Source organism: Sphingomonas aerolata, from assembly GCF_023935825.1.
Classification (GTDB): Bacteria; Pseudomonadota; Alphaproteobacteria; order Sphingomonadales; family Sphingomonadaceae; genus Sphingomonas; species Sphingomonas aerolata.
In genome coordinates, this window is the sequence record NZ_CP098762.1 from 175,060 (window position 1) to 195,788 (window position 20,729).

20 protein-coding genes and 1 tRNA gene are annotated in these 20,729 nt (G+C 61.4%); 8 read left to right on the forward strand and 13 right to left on the reverse strand.

Features of this window, described 5'->3' with window-relative positions; genetic code table 11:
* Positions 1 to 62 precede the first annotated feature (62 nt).
* A complete protein-coding gene (locus tag NEF64_RS00795) occupies positions 63 to 830 on the reverse strand; it encodes a TnsA endonuclease N-terminal domain-containing protein (protein ID WP_252574513.1) in 768 nt (255 codons plus the stop codon).
* Between the two features lie 216 nt (positions 831 to 1,046).
* Positions 1,047 to 1,277, reverse strand: coding sequence for a helix-turn-helix domain-containing protein (locus NEF64_RS19335; protein WP_353445673.1), 231 nt, complete (start codon positions 1,275 to 1,277; stop codon positions 1,047 to 1,049).
* Between the two features lie 434 nt (positions 1,278 to 1,711).
* Here NEF64_RS19335 and NEF64_RS00800 point away from each other — a divergent pair, with 434 nt between their 5' ends.
* The gene (locus NEF64_RS00800) at positions 1,712 to 2,035 is read left to right on the forward strand and encodes a phage portal family protein (protein WP_252574516.1); all 324 of its coding nucleotides are present in this window, start codon (positions 1,712 to 1,714) and stop codon (positions 2,033 to 2,035) included.
* On the opposite strand, the gene NEF64_RS00805 is transcribed toward NEF64_RS00800, so the two are convergent.
* Positions 2,036 to 2,266, reverse strand: a complete 231-nt coding sequence (locus NEF64_RS00805) for a hypothetical protein (RefSeq protein ID WP_252574519.1) — start codon at positions 2,264 to 2,266, stop codon at positions 2,036 to 2,038.
* A 385-nt stretch (positions 2,267 to 2,651) separates the two neighbouring features.
* Between NEF64_RS00805 and NEF64_RS00810 the strand changes: the two genes are divergently transcribed.
* Positions 2,652 to 3,584 carry a winged helix-turn-helix domain-containing protein gene (locus NEF64_RS00810; RefSeq protein ID WP_252574522.1) on the forward strand — a complete coding sequence of 311 codons (933 nt, stop codon included), beginning with the start codon at positions 2,652 to 2,654 and terminating at the stop codon, positions 3,582 to 3,584.
* Here the strand turns inward: NEF64_RS00810 and NEF64_RS00815 are convergent.
* The 5 genes from NEF64_RS00815 to NEF64_RS00835 all read right to left on the reverse strand — a co-directional run bounded on the left by NEF64_RS00815 (position 3,581) and on the right by NEF64_RS00835 (position 8,179).
* Entirely contained in the window at positions 3,581 to 5,449 is a 1,869-nt protein-coding gene (locus NEF64_RS00815) for a 5'-methylthioadenosine/S-adenosylhomocysteine nucleosidase family protein (protein WP_252574524.1), read from the reverse strand. The two genes, NEF64_RS00810 and NEF64_RS00815, sit on opposite strands and share 4 nt — an antisense overlap.
* A 1-nt stretch (position 5,450) precedes the next feature.
* Positions 5,451 to 5,942 (reverse strand): ATP-binding protein, encoded by a 492-nt coding sequence (locus NEF64_RS00820; RefSeq protein WP_252574526.1) that lies wholly within the window; start codon positions 5,940 to 5,942, stop codon positions 5,451 to 5,453.
* Positions 5,943 to 5,956: 14 nt separating this feature from the next.
* Positions 5,957 to 6,838: an HD domain-containing protein gene (locus NEF64_RS00825; protein WP_252574528.1), complete on the reverse strand. Its 882-nt coding sequence runs from the start codon at positions 6,836 to 6,838 to the stop codon at positions 5,957 to 5,959.
* A 625-nt stretch (positions 6,839 to 7,463) separates the two neighbouring features.
* Positions 7,464 to 7,646, reverse strand: a complete 183-nt coding sequence (locus NEF64_RS00830; RefSeq protein ID WP_252574531.1) for a DUF6771 family protein — start codon at positions 7,644 to 7,646, stop codon at positions 7,464 to 7,466.
* Positions 7,647 to 8,105: 459 nt separating this feature from the next.
* A tRNA-Gln gene (locus NEF64_RS00835) sits at positions 8,106 to 8,179 on the reverse strand.
* A gap of 185 nt (positions 8,180 to 8,364) precedes the next feature.
* Here NEF64_RS00835 and NEF64_RS00840 point away from each other — a divergent pair.
* Both NEF64_RS00840 and NEF64_RS00845 read left to right on the forward strand, forming a co-directional pair.
* A complete protein-coding gene (locus tag NEF64_RS00840) occupies positions 8,365 to 9,384 on the forward strand; it encodes a Ppx/GppA phosphatase family protein (protein ID WP_031439729.1) in 1,020 nt (339 codons plus the stop codon).
* Entirely contained in the window at positions 9,381 to 10,061 is a 681-nt protein-coding gene (locus tag NEF64_RS00845) for an RlmE family RNA methyltransferase (protein WP_031393473.1), read from the forward strand. Before NEF64_RS00840 ends, NEF64_RS00845 begins: the two co-directional genes overlap by 4 nt.
* Positions 10,062 to 10,448: 387 nt before the next feature.
* On the opposite strand, the gene rpoZ is transcribed toward NEF64_RS00845, so the two are convergent.
* Positions 10,449 to 10,793 carry a DNA-directed RNA polymerase subunit omega gene (rpoZ, locus tag NEF64_RS00850; RefSeq protein WP_031439727.1) on the reverse strand — a complete coding sequence of 115 codons (345 nt, stop codon included), beginning with the start codon at positions 10,791 to 10,793 and terminating at the stop codon, positions 10,449 to 10,451.
* Between the two features lie 164 nt (positions 10,794 to 10,957).
* Between rpoZ and NEF64_RS00855 the strand changes: the two genes are divergently transcribed.
* The gene (locus NEF64_RS00855) at positions 10,958 to 12,160 is read left to right on the forward strand and encodes a phospholipase D-like domain-containing protein (RefSeq protein WP_051916283.1); all 1,203 of its coding nucleotides are present in this window, start codon (positions 10,958 to 10,960) and stop codon (positions 12,158 to 12,160) included.
* Between the two features lie 24 nt (positions 12,161 to 12,184).
* Here the strand turns inward: NEF64_RS00855 and tldD are convergent, their stop codons facing one another.
* Positions 12,185 to 13,615 carry a metalloprotease TldD gene (gene tldD / locus NEF64_RS00860; RefSeq protein WP_056406534.1) on the reverse strand — a complete coding sequence of 477 codons (1,431 nt, stop codon included), beginning with the start codon at positions 13,613 to 13,615 and terminating at the stop codon, positions 12,185 to 12,187.
* A gap of 18 nt (positions 13,616 to 13,633) precedes the next feature.
* Positions 13,634 to 13,867, reverse strand: a complete 234-nt coding sequence (locus NEF64_RS00865) for a zinc-finger domain-containing protein (RefSeq protein ID WP_031393477.1) — start codon at positions 13,865 to 13,867, stop codon at positions 13,634 to 13,636.
* A gap of 256 nt (positions 13,868 to 14,123) precedes the next feature.
* Between NEF64_RS00865 and NEF64_RS00870 the strand changes: the two genes are divergently transcribed.
* Complete coding sequence (locus NEF64_RS00870) at positions 14,124 to 15,062, forward strand: ABC transporter ATP-binding protein (RefSeq protein ID WP_031393478.1); 939 nt, start codon at positions 14,124 to 14,126, stop codon at positions 15,060 to 15,062.
* 40 nt (positions 15,063 to 15,102) lie between these two features.
* On the opposite strand, the gene NEF64_RS00875 is transcribed toward NEF64_RS00870, so the two are convergent.
* Positions 15,103 to 16,884, reverse strand: a complete 1,782-nt coding sequence (locus tag NEF64_RS00875; protein ID WP_252574534.1) for a glycoside hydrolase family protein — start codon at positions 16,882 to 16,884, stop codon at positions 15,103 to 15,105.
* A 217-nt stretch (positions 16,885 to 17,101) separates the two neighbouring features.
* The gene (locus tag NEF64_RS00880) at positions 17,102 to 17,599 is read right to left on the reverse strand and encodes a PilZ domain-containing protein (RefSeq protein WP_081877474.1); all 498 of its coding nucleotides are present in this window, start codon (positions 17,597 to 17,599) and stop codon (positions 17,102 to 17,104) included.
* Positions 17,600 to 17,911: 312 nt separating this feature from the next.
* Between NEF64_RS00880 and NEF64_RS00885 the strand changes: the two genes are divergently transcribed.
* Both NEF64_RS00885 and NEF64_RS00890 read left to right on the forward strand, forming a co-directional pair.
* Entirely contained in the window at positions 17,912 to 19,768 is a 1,857-nt protein-coding gene (locus tag NEF64_RS00885; RefSeq protein ID WP_252574537.1) for an ABC transporter ATP-binding protein, read from the forward strand.
* On the forward strand, positions 19,765 to 20,685 hold the full coding sequence (locus NEF64_RS00890; RefSeq protein ID WP_031393482.1) for a hypothetical protein: 921 nt from the start codon (positions 19,765 to 19,767) through the stop codon (positions 20,683 to 20,685). Before NEF64_RS00885 ends, NEF64_RS00890 begins: the two co-directional genes overlap by 4 nt.
* Positions 20,686 to 20,729: the final 44 nt, after the last annotated feature.

Sequence of the window (20,729 nt, forward strand, 5' to 3'; positions counted from 1 at the left end):
GATTGAAATTGAATTTTGCCCAGGCAATTGAGGAGATCGGATCCCGGGCAAACATCGACGCTTCAGTGGATGGTCACCGGCGTCGTATCCAAAAGCAAACGGGTAAGATCCATTTCAACACGCCGAGCAACCGTCATTGCCTGAAGCACGGCTTCGCCGGTGCGGGGGCAGTCAGGGGCGATCGCGCTGACGGCGCTTCCGAAGGTAGCATCCCTACCCACCTGCCGTTCATGAGCGTACAGACGCTCCAAATGCTCCGGTAGGATCGTCACGAACCTGCGTGAACAAAACAGCGTCACATTACGACGATGAATGAGGCTGTCCCAGATTTGATGACGAAAAACGATTTTAAACCGAATGCCGTGCTCATCACAAATTTCGTGAACCGCCGTCAACTTAGCGCGGTACTCCGCGTCGGCTAGGTCACGCTCGTCTCGCTTGATCTCGATGAGCGTGACGGTGCCATCAGATGCAACCAATTCGACGTCTATGGTGTAAACTTGCTTTTTGCCTCGCCGCGTGAATTCAAAGCGCACAGATTCTGATGCAACGCGAACCACAGCGAACTCCACTTCGGCGCGTGTCAGGAAATCGTACTGTGCCGCACCCTGCCAGTGAAGAACGCGTCTGGCCTTGCGACTCGTGAACCATCCATTTTCATGAGCGAGCCCGCCGTTGAAGGTACGCAGCGCGCCACCAGCGTCAGCCCGGATCATCCGCACATGATGCGCGTCGCTATGTTTGTCGCGGATGAACTTCGGCGTTGGGCCGCCATTCAAGTTGAGCAATAGCTCCGGAAGAGGATCGTGGTCTGCGGCATTGAATGTCATCGATCGTTCCTTCCATCTCGCAATCAGATGCGATGGACGTGAGGGGACATGATCCGGGGCGGCCCCGAACCTTGACAGGTTTCACGGAATGAAGGAGATCAGGGCTCGTAAGGTCTCTGATCTTCTATGGGCCTCGCTGGGTGCAACCGGCGGGGCCTTCTCATTTCCGTAGCTTGGCAATGCTTCCGCGCGTTGGCGCGACCATCTGCTACGTCATCACTGCTCTCCTATCGTTGGCTGCGGATAATGCGCAGGCCAGAGCTGGGCAGGCGTAAAGGCTGCCGCCGCGGCTATGGCCTCTTCGACCCGGCGCGAGCGCACGAGGCCTTTGGAAACTCTGGTGACGGTGCTGGGACTGACGCTCAGATCACGGGCGATTTGCGACAGTGAAGTGCCACGGCGCTCCAGCACCCATTTGATGTGTCCGTGCCAACTTTCGCCGCCCATTGCCTGCCTCACTGGGAAGTGATTTGCGTCAAGTCGCAGCGGCTAATTGCCCTCACGACTTACATGCGATTCGAATCATGAATCGCCATTCCCGTCAAGCCCTTGCTTCTATTGACTAGTATTGACAGCGTCGGAATGCGCCCACCCAAACTAAAGCTATGAGTTTTTTCAAAATTCGGTTTTTACGACTATTGATTAAGCTAGCTTTCGCTGATTTATCAAACTTGTCTTTTGCTCGACATCTATCAGCACAAATCATAGACTCGCACAAAGGTTTCGAGCTTATTACTGAGTAAACGGTTAATCGGTATATTTTACATGCATCTGACGTATCTTACATTTTACACTACATGAAACGTCTTTAGATCGGCGGATTTAACAGATTTTTTAGTGGCTAGCGCATTATCACTGGCGATTCATCCGAAGCAGGATGCATGCAATCTCAAAAGATTTTTTCAGTGATGAATTTTAATTACATTGTCCCGGAGAAGTCCAAACTCCGGGGAGAGGCGCAACAGCCTGCCTTGGTAGAAACCAGCTCGTCCGCTTTCGAGCGACGCCTATCGTGGTCAGGCCGGTATTTCTTCGTGGAAAATTTAGCGACCGAGTTTGAGTTTCGGTCCGGCAGCGTCATCCAGATCATGCAGCCTGACATCAACCAAGAGATACGCCGTGCCAAGGTATATTTCTGCGCTGCAATCGGCGTTGCTCAACGAAGCGGCCACCCTGTTTCGTCGCAAGCACTATCTGAACGGTAGTCACGCGGGTTTCATCTTACATGCGACCGGTGAATTTTCCGATGGCGACGTTAATGCGATCCGCGACGCGCTGAAGCGGTCGAAGGGGCCGGGCAATTCCGCAACTCGTTTGTCCACCAGCCTGGCGGCAAGGATGGGGTAATCAAGATCCTGCCGATCGCCCGAGTCGGCGCGAACGAAGACTTCATGGGGGCCAAGAATGCGGCGCGCGATGACGTACTGGCCGCGCACCGCACGCCACTCGTACTGCTGGGCATCGTGCCGCGCAGGGATCGACGCTCGGCAAGCCCAGTGAAGCGGTCGATAGGTTTTTCGAACTGGAGACCGAACCGATCCAGGCGCACCTGTTGGACATCAACGGGGCGGTGGGTGTCGACGCGGTCCCATTTACAACAAGGAGGGTGCCTTCGGCTGCAGCTAGCACTTCCAACTAGCACCGCCGGAGATACTCGTTTGCAGTCCGGCACAATGACGAAGGCATCTTCCTCGCAAATTCAGCAAACGTTCGGCGCGTAGCTATCGTGATGAGCGGACAACGCCTCATTGCAACGGGCTTGCTTGGAGCGGCTTAAAGCCCTACGCCTTGGCCCATGGGCCAGAGCGTGCTTGGCTGGTAATGGACAGCTATCTCGATATTGCGCGGACAGTTCTTAAGAGCGTTCGGCAGCCGATGAGCGCGCGCCAAATCCTTCGGACGGCGCATCAGCTTCACCTCGTGCCGAGCGAGCTTTTCGGCCAAACCCAGCATAAGACTATGCAGGCCCGCCTCGCGACGGATATTCTGAAACACCGTTTACGGAGCGAGTTCTATCGAACCGGTCCGGGGCGTTTCTATCTGAGAATGTTTTTAACCGCACGAGCGGCTGGTACCGGTATAACCCAGGAATATCACGCGCCGTTACGTACTGCGCAACTTGGACGGTTTGACGTCGTCGCGTTTTCGCGGACCTCTCTGGCTGAGCTCGCCGCGCAAATGCATTCGCCATTCTCAGTCTCTCACTTATGCTCACTCCCGTGGCGGTATGCGCGGCTTTACCAGCTACGCCGATCAAAAAGGTTCGTGCCCTTCCGCTTTCATCTTTTGCTACTCGCGAATGATCGAATCTATCTCGACAATCGCAGGCTGCCGGCTAGCGAAAGTGATCTTCCCCGCCACTCCGTGATCGGGATTGAGGGCGTCGTCAAATGGAGCGATCGCTCTCTTTTCTCAACCGACGAGTTCGGGTTACTAGACGCTGCAATCCGGACGCTATTCGAACGCTTCGAACTACCTCAGCATCTCCGGTCCGTTTTGGAAGAGTCATCGCGCTGGTCAGATCCGCGGGCGGTTGTCGAAAACGGGGGTGGTCCTACCAGCGCATCCCCCGATCTCGTCGTATATCTTAGATTTGAATGTTCTGACGTGACCGAAATAACGGATGTTATCGACGCAAGAATGTCAGCCGAATGGCTGCCGCTACCCGTGCGCCTTAACGATATTGAACGCTTCGACAAATGGTCGGCGCGCTTGGTTACGGATCAAGACCTTCAGGCGCAGCTTTGTTCTTAACCTACAGCCTCAATGAGTTTTGCCATAGGTAGGTTACTCAATAGGTCGGCAAGCGTCCGCATACCGAGGGTCCGCCAGCTGTTGTCAGCTTTCGAAGGATCTGCTTGGTCCGAAATTACACGCATCATGCTGACCGGTACCCCCGCTCTGCGCGCGGCCTCACAGATGCCACCAGCTTCCATTTCAACGCCTAGGAGCTTCGTTTCGCCGCCCTTCCCGCTTAGGATGTTCTGACGCCATTTGTCGCTCGCTACAACTTCGTCCGCGCTTGCCATCATCCCGGTGTGGATAGACGGCCGACGATCAGGAGGCCAGTCGAGCACATCGCAGGCCTTCGCCGCCCAGGCGCCGATGTCGAGGTCGTCAGACAAAATCTGATTCATCAGTGCATCGTCAAGCTTGTAGTCCTCACGCCGAAAGTTTGGTGAGGCCCCTTTTTCTTCATCAATGACTTTCCGAAGCGCTAAGTCGACAACCTTCGTCGCAACGATAATATGCCCTTCCCGGGTATCGTTCTCGCTGAATCCGCCAGCCAAACCAACGATCAAAATCAGCTTTGGTTTGGTCTGCCGCTTTGCGAGGTAATGCGCCATCGAGACAGCTGCCGGGACCCGTCCCATATATCGCGGACATATGACCGCGATGTCGATGTCACCAAGCTTGCCGGTCGCCTCGGGCGTCTGCGCGTTCTTGGTTAAGCCCAGAGCCTTTGCAAGCACCTTGAGCTCTTCTTCCAGCGCGACATAAAGGACGAGTTGCGGTTCATGGGTCAAAGCTATTTTCTTCTCGTTCAGGTTTGGCAATGGCTGCTTAGCGTCCAGCCGTGTTGGCAAATCATGTCTAATGGACAAGTGTGCCGCAACTTCTTCCAGTATCGTACCAAGCTCGCGTATTTCGATATAACTAAGCTCGTATAGGCTGAAGCGCTTTTTTGCGATCGTCTCGCCCGGATATTTGACAGCAGCTCGCGCCAGCCCAGCCATATACTGAAGGTCGGTCAGAGATTTGTAGCGCTTCGCGAGTTCGCCGTACCCGTCAATGAACGCAATAAATCCAGGCTGCTTGCGAAGCTCGAGGATTAACTGAGCCGGCGCTTCGAAAAGAATATCGCGAAGGAAAAATATATCCAGAAATGACGACAGGGCGCGGTAGTCGTAGCCAATCGCAAACGGAATATCAAAATGTTGCCGCACATGTGGAATAGAGGTTAAGCCGATCAGCTTAAACTCCCTACAGTACTGACCAAAATATACGTGCTGCAGGACGTTTCTAAGTGCGCTTCCTGCATTATTAGCCGCGGTAGGTAGCTCCTCAACAATTGCTGCCCAGGTTACGGCAACGCCGCGATCATCAAGAATTCGAGGAATGCGCCCAATATCGCTTATCGTCTTGGCAGTCAGGATCTTCTTAACAGGTTGCCAAACCTTGCTATTTTGATCCGGACCGTTTTCCCAACCGAGCAGAATGCCCTCAGTAATATGAGTTTTTCGTTTGATGATGCCAGTAGCGTGCCTACCAAGGAAGCCAATTCGAGTGTCGCTAAATAGTCCGGAATACCGATCCCGCATGGGCTCGTAGCCCGTCCGCTTCTTCTCGGCGAAATCGGCGAGATTGTCTTCGCGCATCGGCAGCTGAATTAAGCCCTCTTGAAGATAGGCTTGCTGGTTTTCAGCCAATAGGAAAGCGATTTCATCCTCAACGATGAAACCCGGGGGGGCGATACATTGATTTTCGCACAGGATCGCACACACATTTAAGGCTTGTCGTAAAAGTTGCGTGTGCGCCGGCACAGTAAGGCAATCGTAAAGTCCAAATACTTCACGAGTATCGCGATTGAGAAAATACAGAAAAATATCGCGCCGCAACTCAGCCTCGTGCCACGATTTCCGCGAGCTTGCCCTCAAAGGCAACTAAGTCGGCGTCATTCACAATGTCAAAATCGACTTCAGCGTCGTCAAGCTCAGTCTCGGAACGATGCTGATTATCGGTTTGCCGGTCAAATACCTGCTGCCTTTCGGCCAACCGAGTAAACCGAAATTCGTCAGGAGCCAATATACGCACGATCTTACAACCGTTATCTCGCGCGAGATTTAAATCCTCGCGAAATCGTAGAGCATCCACCACGAAACCATTTTCAATTTTGATCGGACGTAGGGCGGCTCGCAGGAAAATACTTGGATCAAGTGCGGTAAGCGCGTCATCAAGCCGCTGGGTAGATCGCTTATCCTCATTGTCGAAAAGCATGCGGGATATTTCCCGACAGATCACACCGGTCTTAATGTGCGGCACACCCAAGCCGACGCTTAAATAGCGCCCGGCTAATGATTTGCCTGCGCCGCTTTTTCCTATGAGCGCCAAGCGGGCCGCCTTACTCACACGAGAGCCGCGTGTGCTAATGGACGAACCGCAACCGATAGCCGCGCAGCAACGTCAGCGATTGAGACCTGCCGGTATTCAGCAATCATTGTTAGCAGGCGCTGCACCAGAACCCTGTAGTGAATGATGAGGCCCGGAAAGTAATCAATAGCTTTCGCACTATATCTTAAACTAAAATTTAGATGCTCATCTGTCATCGTTCCTGCCTTCTTTGCGAGCACGAAGGTAAGCGCCTGAATTTTGTCGACCCCTTTAACGAGTTGTGCCTCAGCACTTTCCCCGTAGATTGTTTCGAGCATTAAAGCACGCTGGCGCTCGCGAATGGGGACTCGCAGCTGCGCGATATAACGTTCCAGAGCCACAAGCTCTAGTTCGGTTTTGACTGCGCGCGCGGCTGGATTAAAGGCGTGTGAAGCGGTTCCTTGACCGTCTGGCCCCACAGGGTCCAAGTCGCCCGTAAAAAGCTCAAGCTTATCGTGAAGAATGGCGAGCTCAAGAGCATGTTGACCGTTTAGCTTTGGAAAATTTGATGCTAGCAGCAACGTAGCATCAGCGACATGCCAGCTATGCGCAGCTACATTCTCCAGCTTCAAACCCGGCTCGGCTTCGTCGGCAGCACGAGCGAGCTGCGACTCTGCGTACCAATGGTGTTGCCCCATGTAACGTCGAATAAGCTGGAGCCCGAGCGAGGCCAGCATCACATCCACGTCCCGTTCTGCGTCATCGCGGCTTGGCAATTGCAAGTCTGATTGCGGCGATTGTGGCAACATGGACCTTCTGACGCCCTCAAAATCGTTAATATTGAGATCGTTAGTCGCATAATTATCGGCGAGTATCAGCATCGATGTGTCAGCTCGTCCGCAAAACGACATATCCATGGCTTCCCTCCCCCTAGGTTCGGATCGCACTTTCATGTCATCAAAACAACCCAGAAAATATGCCGAAATACAGCGTAAATTGTGAGAACAAGTGGGTCTCCTTAGCGATATTTTTTCGATCGACGGTGTCTGCTTGTCGTTCGCTATTTCGCGATAAGATTATGGTAGGCCGTTCACGATTTGAGGTTGGCGACTTAGAATCTTGAGAGGAGGCTTCTTTTTTGCAGTCAGGCGCTTTGGACGGTCTTACATGACCGGATCAGCATTCAAGCCTGGGCAATCTGGTTGAACGGATCCCGATCAGCTCCTGTGGCACGATGGCTCGTTGTTACTTTCGGAGTTTTCGCTCTAACCGCTTCCAGTGCCGTTCGTCCCGACCGTATAGCGGGAAGGATGATGGAAGCGGCGTCGGCACCATCCTGTTTGGCCGCGCCCCAGATTTGAAACAACGGAGGTATCGCGGCAGGTTTTCAACTGCGCTGTTCGCCCACCTGAGGAAAAACCAGCTAGCAAAAATGGCTCGATGCACGACGCTTTTGCGTCCGCAATGGCCACAGACAGCGCCGACATTCGCTTCATGTTTCGCAAAATCGCCGAGCGTTCTGAAACGCGCGTAGCCCATAGATCACCAAGGCAGGGCAATCTGTGTCGCTTCGACGTTCATTGGCTGAGATAGACCACTATAAACATGCTGCGCAACTTCGAGTTGGCCAGCCGCACGCAAGCTTTCTCCCGTCGCGGCAAGACCAATCAGCGCCCAGGCCGGAGCATCCTCGATTAGCGACGCGATCCGCGCCGCGGTGATCATGCCACCCATCAGATGTAGTCGGTTCAGTAAGTCGCGTATGGTGACAGGCCACGACGTGCGAACTCTACCTCGATCGGCACTAGCAGCGTCTCCGGTCCATCCTCCATTGCCTGGAAGTAGATCGATTGCATCTCGCAAGGGCGGATGTCGGGCAAGATTTCCGCGATCAGATTAAGGGTGTGGGCTAATGGGCCTTAGCAACCGCTGCAGCCGGCTGCCCGCTCACCATTCTCGGCAGCATACGAGACTAAACTGCCCCTCGTCAGGCAGAATATGATCTTGCCGGTGCCTCTCTAGGAACGAAGCGCCTCCTCATCTCAGCGGCGTTACCCTTCCCAGGCAGCTCAGCCTCACCTCCCCACGGAAATACGGCGATCTCCCGCCGTCACGGGGAAGCACGCCCAAGGCGTGCGTACTCCTGTCACGGAGGTTCGGTTTCAGTGTCAAAGGATAAAGCGCTGGATGCCCCGTGAGGATTCGAACCTCAATAGGCGGTATCAGAAACCGCAGTCTTACCATTAGACGACGGGGCATCAGCGAGGGCGCGATCTAAGCGGGGGTTTGCGCCGTGTCAACGCCCTGATGGTGCCAATTCGCCACGTCGCTTGCGTAATCGCCGCGCTGCGCTACATTCGTCGCCAAGCACCGGGCGGGTATTTTCCCGCGGCGGCAGATATAGATAGTGAGTTTTACGGCGATGGGGGATGTTTCCGCCCGAATGCCGTCCCGGCAGGCTGGTCCTGCCCGTCCGGCGGCGACCCGGCCCGGTCGAGGGCGGTGGGCCGATGCGCAGGCGTTTGCCGCGCTGGATCTCGGCACCAACAATTGCAGATTGCTGATCGCGCGCCCGCAGGCCGGCGGATTCGCGGTGATCGACGCGTTCTCGCGGATCGTCCGGCTCGGCGAGGGGCTCGCGTCCACCGGGCAGCTGAGCGACGCCGCGATCGAGCGCACGATCGCCGCGCTGCGCGTGTGTTCGGACAAGCTGAAGCGCCGCAACGTCACGCTGGCGCGCTCGGTCGCGACGGAAGCCTGTCGCCAGGCGCGCAACGGCCCCGCCTTCATCGCCCGCGCGCTTGCCGAGACAGGCATCCATCTCGACATCATCACCGCGGAGGAAGAGGCGCGGCTGGCCGTGCTCGGCTGCCATGCGCTGATCGAACCCGGCAACGACCCCGCACTGATCTTCGACATCGGCGGCGGTTCGACCGAGCTCGTGCTGGTCGATACGTCGACGCCGATCCCGACCGTGCTCGACTGGCATTCTGCCCCCTGGGGCGTCGTGTCGCTGACCGAACATGCGGGCGGCGGCAAGGGCGAGGCGGGCCGGCGCGCAGCCTATGCGCGGATGCGCCAGGTCGTCGCGGACAGCATCGCGCCGTTCGCCGCGCGGCTGCCGCTCGACGTCGAGCGCCCCCGACTGCTCGGTACCAGCGGCACCGTGACGACGCTGGGCAGCGTGCATCTCGGGCTCAGCCATTATGACCGGTCGGAGGTCGACGGGCTGATCGTGCCCGCCAGCGCGATGCGGCGGATCAGCGCGGACTTGTCGCACATGGCGATCGAGGAACGGGCGAAGCTCGCCTGCATCGGAAACGAGCGCGCCGACCTGGTGGTCGCGGGCTGCGCGATATTGGAGACGATCATGGACATCTGGCCCGCCGAACGGCTCGGCATCGCCGACCGCGGCATTCGCGAGGGCATATTGCGCCGCCTGATGGGGAGCCCCAGGCCATGAGCCGCGGCGGCTCGGGCGGGCACACCCGCGTCCTCACCGCACGCAAGCGGACCGCGCAGTCGACGCGCTGGCTCGAACGCCAGCTAAACGACCCGTACGTCAAGCGCGCCAAGGCGGAGGGCTATCGCAGCCGTGCGGCGTACAAGCTGACCGAGCTCGACGAACGGTTCGAGGTCATCAAGGGGTCGAAGCGTGTCATCGACCTCGGCATCGCGCCGGGTGGCTGGGCACAGGTGATCAAGCGGCGCCTGCCCAAGGCGGCGGTGGTCGGGATCGACCTGTTGCCGGTCGATCCGATCGACGGCGTGACGATCTTCCAGATGGATTTCATGGACGACGCGGCGCCCGCGATGCTGATCGACGCGCTCGGCGGCGCGCCCGACCTGGTGCTGTCGGACATGGCCGCGAACACCGTCGGCCATCCGCAGACCGACGCGCTCAGGACGATGGCGCTGGTCGAGGCGGCGCTCGATTTCGCCTGTGACGTGCTGGAAAAGGGCGGGACCTTCGTGTCGAAGGTGTTCGCGGGCGGCGCTGATTCTGCGCTGGTCGCCGAGATGAAGCGCAACTTCACCAGCGTGAAGCACGCCAAGCCGCCGGCGAGCCGCAAGGGCTCGGTCGAGTGGTTCGTAGTGGCGCAGGGGTTCAAGGGGCGATCGGTCGATCGGGAGCGCTGATCGACCGATCGAACCGGCCTACCCCGTTCGTGCTGAGCGTAGTCGAAGCACCTCGAGTCCCATGCCCTTCGACTACGCTCAGGGCGAACGGTGCGGGCGGTGACGCACGGTGCGGGCGGTGACGCACGGTGTGGGATGGCGACCGGTGTCGGGGTGGCGACCGGTATGAGGGTTGCGACCGGTGGCCATCGGGACGGCGAATGCGAACCGCCCCCGTTACCCCCCGCCTCACCCCCAACGACACCCGCAAAGAAAAGGCCCGCGGACCTTCAGGTCCACGAGCCTTTCAATCACACCAATCAAGCGATGCCGAAGCATCGTTCGCCGGAAACCGATCAGGGTCAGATCACAACATGGCCCGGCTAGCGCCGCACCACGTCCGTGCGATCAACCTTCGTAATCGGCACCCAGATTCTGGTTGCGCGGCGGGGCGGCGGCGGTGAGGCGCAGCGCCTCGGCCGATGCCGCGAGGCTGCCGACGGCATCGACCTCGTCGTCATCGTCGACACGAACCTTCTGCAGGCCCTGAATGACCGATTCCTTGAGATGCGCGGGCTTGACGTTCTCGTCGGCGATCTCGCGCAGCGCGACCACCGGGTTCTTGTCGCGATCGCGGTCAAGCGTCAGTTCGGCGCCGCCCGAGATCTGCCGCGCACGCTGCGCTGCGAACAGCACCAGGTCGAACCGGTTGGGGATCTTGTCGACACAATCTTCGACGGTAACGCGCGCCATGACGCTTCCTTCGCAACAAACACCGATAGGGAGAACACAGGCGCCTACCCACACCGCGCCACAAAGTCAAGATTTTGCCGGTTGGGTGTCCGGCGCTACCCCGTGTCGCCCCGCCGCAAGGTTGCATCGGCCCGATGCTATGTCCACTACCCCGGGCCATGACCATGCCCGCCCCCGAGCTCGATCGCACCACGACCCCGCAGGCGGCGAAGTCGGTCTTCACCGTCGATGGCAACCGGCTGACCCTGCTTGAGGCGGGCCCCGAACGCCTGACGGCGCTGATCGGGCTGATCGACGGCGCGCGGCAGTCGCTGCGCATCCTCTATTACATCTATGCCGACGACGATGCCGGCCAGCGCGTGAACGCGGCGATGATCGCGGCGGCGAAACGCGGCGTGACGGTCGCGCTGATCGTCGACGGCTTCGGCAGCGACGATGCGGCGAGCGCCGATTTCTTCGACCCGCTTGAAGCCGCCGGAATCGCGGTGTGCCGGTTCTCCGCACGATTCGGCCGGCGATATCTGCTGCGCAATCACCAGAAGCTCGCGCTGGCGGACGGCGAACGAGACGACGCACGGATCATCGTCGGCGGCTTCAACGTCGAGGATGACTATTTCGGCACCATCGCCGACAACGCCTGGCGCGATCTCGGCCTGCTGATCGAAGGCCCGGCCGCGGGGCGGCTGACGGGCTATTTCGATGCGTTGAGCAGCTGGATCCACCAGCCCAAGGGCAAGCTGCGCAAACTGAACCATGCGCTGCGCCGGTATAGCGAGACGCAGGGGCCGACACGCTGGCTGATCGGCGGACCGACGCGGCGGCTGTCACCCTGGGCGCGGGCGGTCCGCGACGACATGCGCCGCGCGACGCGGATCGACATCATCGCCGGCTATTTCACCCCGAGCCCGACGATGTTGCGCAGGCTCGATCGTGCCGGGCGTCGCACCGACCGCGTGCGCATCGTCACCGCCGCGAAATCGGACAACAACGCGACGATCGCCGCCGCGCGGTTCACCTATGCCGGACTGTTGCGCAAGGGCGTTCACGTCTTCGAATATCAGCCGACCAAGCTGCACACCAAGCTGTATGTCATCGACGACGCGGTCCATATCGGCTCCGCCAATTTCGACATGCGCAGCCTGTTCATCAACATGGAGCTGATGATCCGGATCGAGGATCCCGACTTCGCTGCGCATGTCCGCCGCTATGTCGACGCCGAAATCGCCGCCTCGACCGAGATCACGCCGGCGCTCTACAAGGCAAAGACCGGTTGGCTGCAGCGCGTAAAGCAGTTCGGCGCCTATTTCGTGGTCGCGGTCGTCGACCCCAATGTCTCGCGCGGATTGAACTTCGGGATCGAGGACTAGGACGCCGCTGAACGGCGGCGCCCGTTACTGCGCCGCCGTGCCGCCGACCGTCAGCCCGTCGACCAGCAGCGTCGGCTGCCCGACACCCGCCGGCACCGACTGCCCGCCCTTGCCGCACATACCGATACCCTCGTCGAGCGCGAAGTCGTTGCCGATCCCGCGCACCTTGGTCAGCGAGCTGGGGCCGTCGCCGATCAGCGTCGCGCCCTTGATCGGCGCGCCGAGCTTGCCGTCCTCGACCAGATACGCCTCGGTGCAGCTGAACACGAACTTGCCCGACACGATGTCGACCTGCCCGCCGCCGAACGCCTTGGCGAAGATGCCCTTCTTGACGCGGCTCAGCAGCTCGGCGGGATCGTCGTTGCCCGCCTTCATGAAGGTGTTGGTCATCCGCGGCATCGGCGCGTGCGCATAGCTTTCGCGGCGGCCATTGCCGGTCGCCTCGACCCCCATCAGCCGCGCGTTGAGCCTGTCCTGCATATAGCCCTTGAGGATGCCGTCCTCGATCAGCACGGTCTCACGCGTCGGCGTGCCCTCGTCGTCGATCGTCAGCGAGCCGCGGCGATCCTGGAGCGATCCGTCGTCGACCACGGTCACGCCCTCGGCCGCAACGCGCTCGCCGATGCGGCCCGAAAATGCCGACGTGCCCTTGCGGTTGAAATCGCCCTCGAGCCCGTGGCCGATTGCCTCGTGCAGCAGGATGCCGGGCCAGCCATTGCCGAGCAGCACGGTCATCTCGCCTGCCGGCGCCGCGATGGATTCCAGATTGACCAACGCCTGCGACAGCGCCTCGTCGATCGCCCGGTTGTACGTCTCGGGCTGGAAGAGGTCGGTGTAGAGATAGCGGCCGCCGATGCCGTAGCTGCCCGTCTCGCGACGACCATTCTGCTCGGCGACGATCGACACGTTGAGCCGCACCAATGGCCGCACGTCGGTCGCGACGAAGCCGTCGGCGCGGACGATCTCGACGACCGACCATGTTCCCGACAGGCTGACCGACACCTGCGCCACACGCGGATCGCGTGCGCGCGCGGCGGCGTCGATCGTCTGGCACAGGTTCACCTTGTCCGCGAACGGCACGAGGTCGAGCGGATCTGCGGCGGTGTAGCGGTGGCGGTTGGTGCCCTGGGGCGGGCCGGCCTTGGCGGCAACGCCCGGCTCGATCAGCGCCATCGTCTCCGCGGCGCGGCGGATCGCGGCGGGGGTCATCTCGTTCGAATGCGCGAACGCGGTCATCTCGCCCGACACCGCGCGCAGGCCGAAGCCCGAGCTGGTGTCATAGGAGGCGGTCTTCAGTCGGCCGTCGTCGAAGCCGAACGCCTCCGCCTTGCGGTACTGGAGATAGAGTTCGCCGTCATCGGCCTTAGCGAGCGCCTTGGCGGTCAGCGCCTGCGCCTGCTCGGGGTCGAGCGTGTCGCGGTAGAGGAACGAGCGGGGGTCTGCAGCTATCGTCATCCGATAGATATAAGCGGCTTAGCGCCCTGCGCCATCCCCATGGTCGCGCAATGTCGACTGGTCCGCGCCATCGGCGGCCCCGCCGACCAGGATGAAGCGCCGGTCGCAATAGCCGCAATCGACATAGCCGGTCTCGTCGATCTGCAACCAGACGCGCGGATGGCCGAGCGCTGCGCCGCCGGGAATGTCGGTGGCGCCATCGCAGGCGACGCGGGCGTGGGTGACGCGGGTGGTTTCGAGCGGCGGATGCATGCGGGCGCGATAGCAAGCGCGGGCGGGGCGGGCAATTGGTTCTTCGGAGGTGATAGGAAGGAAGGATTTGTTCACGCGGAGGCGCGGAGGTGTTGCGCTTGTCGCGAAGCGACCTTCACATCAGGAATGGCGGAACACGGAGTGGGTCTCCCGACCGACAGGCTGGATACGACATCTCCGCGCCTCCGCGCGAACAAATCTTCTTTGCGACCCCCGAGGGGATGACCCGCCCTCCCCGCGCCGCTATGCCGCAGCCATGACCGAAGCCGCGATCGCCATCACCAATCTCTGCAAGACCTACGCCCCCGTTGGCACGGCGGCACCCAAGCGCGCGCTCGACGGGGTGACGTTCGACGTCCCGCGCGGCCAGATCTTCGGGCTGCTCGGTCCGAACGGTGCGGGCAAGTCGACGCTGATCAACATCCTGGCGGGGCTCGTCAACAAGACCGACGGCAGCGCCGCGATCTGGGGCTTCGACATTGACGCCCACCCGCGCAACGCCAAGGCGTCGATCGGCATCGTCAACCAGGAGATCCTGTTCGACCCGTTCTTCTCGCCGTTCGAGACGCTCGAGATCCAGGCTGGGCTCTACGGCGTGCCCAAGGCGAAGCGCCGGACGATGGAACTGCTCCGCGCGGTGCATCTGGAGGACAAGGCGCACGCCTATGCCCGCACGCTGTCGGGCGGCATGAAACGCCGGTTGATGGTGGCCAAGGCGATGGTCCATTCGCCCCCCGTCCTCGTCCTCGACGAGCCGACCGCGGGCGTCGACATCGAACTGCGCCAGCAGCTCTGGACCTATGTCCGCAGCCTCAATGCAGCGGGCGTCACGGTGATCCTGACGACGCATTATCTCGAGGAAGCCGAAGAGCTCTGCGACCGGATCGCGATCATCAACAACGGCCGCCTGATCGCCAACGAGCCGACCCGCGAACTCGTCGGCAAGGCGCAGGAAAAGATCGTCGCCGTCACCGTCGACCGCGACGTCGGCACGGTCCCGGCGAACGCCTGCTTCCAGAAAATCGCGCTCAAGGGCACGCGCACGCTCGAAATCACCTATGCCAAGGACCGCGTCAACGCCGGCGAAGTCCTCGCCGCGGTCCAGTCGGGCGGCTTCGGCATTGTCGACGTCTCGACCAAGGAACCCGATCTCGAGGACGTGTTCCTCAGCCTCACCCGCGCCGCCAACGCCTGAGCGCGCGCGGCCCCGGGCGCAGCGCCGGGGCCGGTTCGGCTTACGCCGTGGGGCAGACCACCGTCGTGCCCTGGCCACGGTTGCTCAGCGTGACGCGGTAGAAGAACGAGTCGCTGCCATAGGTCTGGTTGGGGCCGAACACGAGATCGACCTTGTCGCCGATTTCGAGGCCGAACTTGACCCCGTTGACCGTGGCGGTGTCGACGACGATCCCCGAGGCGACGGTCACGCCATTGCGGGTGATCCGGTAATCGACGCCGTCGCCCGTATTCGCCTTGCTGAAACAGGCGGACAGTTCGACCAGCATCGCGCGCGGCGCGGTATAGCGGATCACCGCGCGGATCGGGTTCGCGCCATCGCCTGCCGGTGCGGCGGTGGTATTGTTGATGCGCAGCGGCTTTGACCAGCGATCGCCGAAATGGCTCGCGAAATCGGTGTCGAACACGCCGAGCCGGGTATCGACATTCGCCTTGTCGCGACGCCAGTAGCTCCAGGATCCGCTGCCATATTGCAGCATCGTGTCGGCAACGACCTGCGACGCAGTGATCGTGTAGCCGGTGGCGCCGCTGACGATCAGCGGCTCGGACCCGATCTTGACCGGACCAGCGGGCAACGCCACCCCGTACATGTCGCGAACAACACCGCCGGTGAAGCTGATCGTGCCGCGCAGCCCCCATACGACCCAGCGATCGGCACCGATCCGGTAGAGGTTGAACGGCTGGTCCCCAGTATCGACCCGCACCGGCTGGCCGTATGGCAACAGCGAATCGATGACGTTGCGATAGGCCCTGCCCTGCGGCTTGATCAGCGATCCGGTAAACAGCCCCATATACGGAAAATGAGTCTGTTCGACGAGCGCGTACCAGGAGGCATGCCGGACCCCGGCGGCATAGAGCTCGACGACCGATTTCACCAAACCGGCCGAGGCGCGCCGCGTATCGGCATATCCAAAGCTGAATTCCGTCGCCCAGATCGGCTTTGGCGTCCCGTAGCGGCTCATGGCGGCGTTGAGATTGGCAATCTCGAAATCAATCCCTTCGGCATCGGGGCGATAGGGATGGACCGCGACGCCGTCGATCACGTCGAGCATGCCGACCGCGAACAGCGAGGTCAGGAACCCCGTCCCGATCACGTTGGTCGATCCGCCGAGGATCGCGACCTGCGGATTGGCGGGCTTCACCCGGGCATAGAGCACGCGCAGCATGTCGACATAGGCGCGGAACTTGTCGACGCCGGCCGGATAATCGAGCGCGCCGGCACTGTTGATTTCGTTGCCGACCTCGATCGCTACGACACAGGATCCGAACCGCGTCAGCAGCGCGGCGATATAATTCGCATAGGCGGTCCGGCCCGCCGCGGACGACACCATCCGCCCGCCGTCGTAGAGCGCGTTCTTGGGCGTGATCGTGAGCGTCAGCGCACCGCCGCGTCCGCAAAATGTGGCGAGCGTCTGAACCGGGGTACCGGAAAAGTCGTACACGCCCGCCGTCCGCTCGACACTGGCCCAGTTGACCGTATCGCGCACGGATTTGGTCGCGAGCGGCGTCGTGAGATCGAGCCACGCCGGGCTCCATCCCTGGCTGAAATGAGTCTGCACGCCGAACGCGAACCCGGTCTCGCTCGGCAGAACGCTCGTCGCCGCAGTGCCGGTCGTCACGCCCGGGGCCTGCTGGCCACTCGCCGGTTGAGACGCCGTCGCGGATGTCGAGACGACCGTGATCGCCGGGTCGGACGCAGATGCGCCGCTCGCGCCGATCGCAAATGCCGTGACCCCGTACAACAACGTTGCCGCTGCCAGACCGGCCGCTAGTTTCGCCTGCATTCGAACGCCCCCCGCGCCAAACATGCCCGTCGCCCTCACGACGAGTCGCCGCACTTTTTCTACCCCACTTGTAGAACAGATGAGTCTAAAATGGATGAAGTCGGCATTTTTTGGATTGAATATCGCATTCTTGCAGTACTGCTAAATAATAAGGCTGCCAAACTACTGGCAAACAGCAGTTTTGCCAATCTAAGTACTGGTATCTCAAGATCGGTGGTCAGAGCCAGCCAACGACCAGTCCGAGCAGCACCCAGGCACCGACCCCGCACCCGACCATGACGACGGCGCGCACGGGTCGCGGCCAGGGTGTGATGTCGGGCAGGGACTCAGCCACGGGTGCATCGTGCGCCGCCGGGTCCTTTTCGAACATCGCATGGACGATCGTCTCGCCGGAAAAGGCCTTTGCGAACGTCTCTGCCGGAATGGGCACCGCGAAGACACATCCATAGCCGCCAGGTGCGAGACGGACGACGTCTGCTTCGACGGTAGCGCCGCCGCCGCTCAGTGCGAGACGCAGGCGCGTCCCCACGGTCATCGGGATCGAGGACCGCAGACGGCACCCTGTCGTCGAGAAATCCTCGACGATCACGTCATGCGCGACACCCGGCATGAGCCGCAAGGTGCTGTCGGCGGAGACGACGCGCCGTGTGGCACGGCTTTCGCGCATCGTCAGCGCATCGATGGGCATGATCTGCATGGTTGCGGTGAGTGACATCGGTCCTCCAGGTTAAGGGCCGTATAAGTCGCGGCTCTTAACACAAGATTATCAGCGCAGTCCGGCATCATCATTTTTGCAGTTAACCCCCGAACAAATGCCTTTATACAGATGCTTAGCAACTCAGCATTTGTTTTCTTAAACAATAACCTCAGGGAATAACGCTGAAACGTCCAATAATAGCCCGTCTCATTGCTGATCATTGCACACTGCCTTAGGCGTAAAGACTATATGGTGTGCCGATGACAGATACCCCAAGCTCCCCGATCGACGCGCATCGGCATGACATTGCCAGGATCGATCCGACGGCCTGTGACGCCGCTTCTGGGATCGCGCTGCGCATCACGACGGTACGGGCATGACCTTGTGAATTGGCAGGAAGCACGGGCCTTCGTCATCGCATTCTGCCTGTTCAAGCCGCACGCGTCGCTCGTGACGGGCCTGCTCGTCGCGATTGCCGGCCTGGTCGAGGCGCTTGGCCTCGTCCTCATCATTCCACTTCTCCAGATTGCCGGGGGGACGGGCGCTCGCGGACACTGGTCCACACTGCTCGCCCGGCTGCATATCGACAGCCGCTCGGAGCAGATCACGCTCGTGCTCTCGGCCTTTGCCGTGCTCATGCTCGTGCGCGCCGCGCTGATCTCGATCCGGCAGAGCGCGGTCATCCGGCTGGAGCTGGAATTCCTGTCCTCGCTGCAGATCAGGCTGATCGAACGCCTGGGGACAGCACCCTGGAGTGCGATTGTCGGGCTGCGGCATGCCCGGGTCAATCGTATCCTCAGCAGCGACATCCAGCGGCTCGGCCAGGCTGCGATCGGGCTCGTCCAGTCCATCGTGGCGGCGATCACATTAACGGTGCAACTGACCATCTCGATGCTGCTCAGCCCGCTGCTCACGCTGCTCGCGGTCCTGTTCGTCGCGACGGGCGCGCTGCTCAGTGCCCCCTTGTTCCGCGCCGCCAGACAGGTCGGCGACAGCGTGACCGATGCCAACCTGATGATGGTGAACGAAGTCGGCCAGTTTCTCGGGGCGCTCAAGCTCGCAATGAGCCAGAATCTGGCCCCCCGGTTCGTCGCCGATTTTTCGGGCGCCATGACCGACATGGTCCAGGCCGAGCTGGCTTTCGTCGCGCGGGAAAACCGATCGCGGCTCCGCATGACGGTGGCGGGCATCGTGATGGCGGGCGGGATCGCCGGGATCGGACTGGGCTTGGTCGCAGTCCCCGTCCCGACGCTGGTCGCGCTGCTGCTGATCCTGTCGCGGATGGCCGGACCGGCGCAGGCGCTACAGACCCAGGCGCTTGAGGTCGTTCGCGCGCTGCCGGCCTATGCTCAGATTCGCGAGCTGGAGGCCGAACTCGCCAGCGATCGCGGTCTTGCGACCGACGCGATCCTGCCGGCGCTGGAGGTCCTGTCGTTCGACCGGGTCGGCTATCGTCACCCGCGCGGGGCCGACGGCGCGGGTTCCGGCGTCGACGCGCTCGATCTGGAACTCCGGCGCGGCGAGTTTCTGGGCGTTGCGGGGCGATCGGGCGCGGGCAAGACCAGTTTCGCGGACCTGCTCGTTGGCCTCTACCGCCCGCAGGCGGGGCGCATCCTGCTCAACGGCACCCCCGTCACGCTGGCGAACCACAGCGCCTGGCGCGACCGGCTCGCCTATGTCGCGCAGGATCCGTTCATGCGCCATGCGAGCATTCGCGAGAACCTGCTCTGGTCCAACCCGGGCGCGAGCGATGCGGCGATCGCCCGGGCGCTATGGATCGCCGACGCGGACGACCTGCTCGCACGACTGCCCGAGGGGCTCGCCACCTGGGTCGGCGAACGCGGCAGCCTGATCTCCGGGGGCGAACGCCAGCGGCTAGCACTCGCCCGCGCAGTGTTGCGCGATCCACAATTGCTGATCCTCGACGAGGCCACCAACGCGATCGACATCGACGGTGAACAGATCATTCTTCACCGGCTGCGCGAGGCGTGTCCCGACACGACCATCCTGATGATCGCGCACCGGCTCGAAAGCCTGCGCCGGTGTGACCGGATCCTCCTGTTCGATGCCGGGCGCGTCGTTGCACAGGGATCGTTCGAAACGATGCGATCGCGGCTCGTCGCGGTCGAGCGCGACGATGCGACCGCCGCGGCGCCGCATGCCGGACAGACGCAGGGGGCATCGTGAATTTCTATCGCGCGTTCGGACTGGTGTTCCGCTCGGACATCCCGCTCGGGTCGCTTGCCGCGAACCGCATCGCGGCGCAGCAGCCCGATGTCGATATCCGACGCGGCACCCCGGCACGCCCCGATCCGGGGGTCGCGGTCGACGATATGCGGGTCGAGATCAACGCCGACTCGTCGCGCTTGTCGGTGCCCGAGTGCGGCTGGTTCGACGTGACGGGGGGTGCGCGCATCATCTACGAGGCGCGCGCCGGCATCCCGGCAGAACACATGCCGCCCTATCTCCTGGGAACCGCGCTGGGGGCGCTGCTCCATCAGCGCGCGCTGCTGCCGCTGCATTGCAACGCGATCGTCCACGACGGCAGGGCCTATCTGTTCTGCGGGGATTCCGGCGCAGGCAAGTCGACGCTGGCCGCGGTGTTCGAAGCGCGCGGCTATCCCCTCCTCACCGACGATCTGTGCGCGATCGCAGCGGATGCGGAGGGCCGGTTTTCGGCCACCCCGGGAATCCCACGGCTCAAGCTCTGGATCGAATCGCTTACCGCACTCGGCCGCGAAGGCGCGGCGGTCACCCGCATTCCCTGGTATGAGGACAAGTTCGAGGTCGCGATGTCGCGCGCCGCCGAGGATCGCCGCTATCCCGTCGCCGCCATCTATCATCTGCGTCAGGCCGGCGAGGATGCGCCGCCGGGCATCCACCGACTGCAGGGGCTCGAGGCTGCCAATGCGGTGACGGCAAACATCTATCGCCGCCGCATCGCCGACCTCCTTGGCCGCGCGCCCGGATATCTGGCGGAATCGATGGCGCTGATCCGCACCGTTCCCATTTTCCGGTTTAATCGACGATGGGGGCTGGAGAACGTTGTCGAAGATGCCGCCCTTGCCGAAGCCCATCTAATCAGCGTCAAGGTGACCCAATAAGGGACGCAATGCTACCATTGTAAGCAAAACGGTTACGATGATTT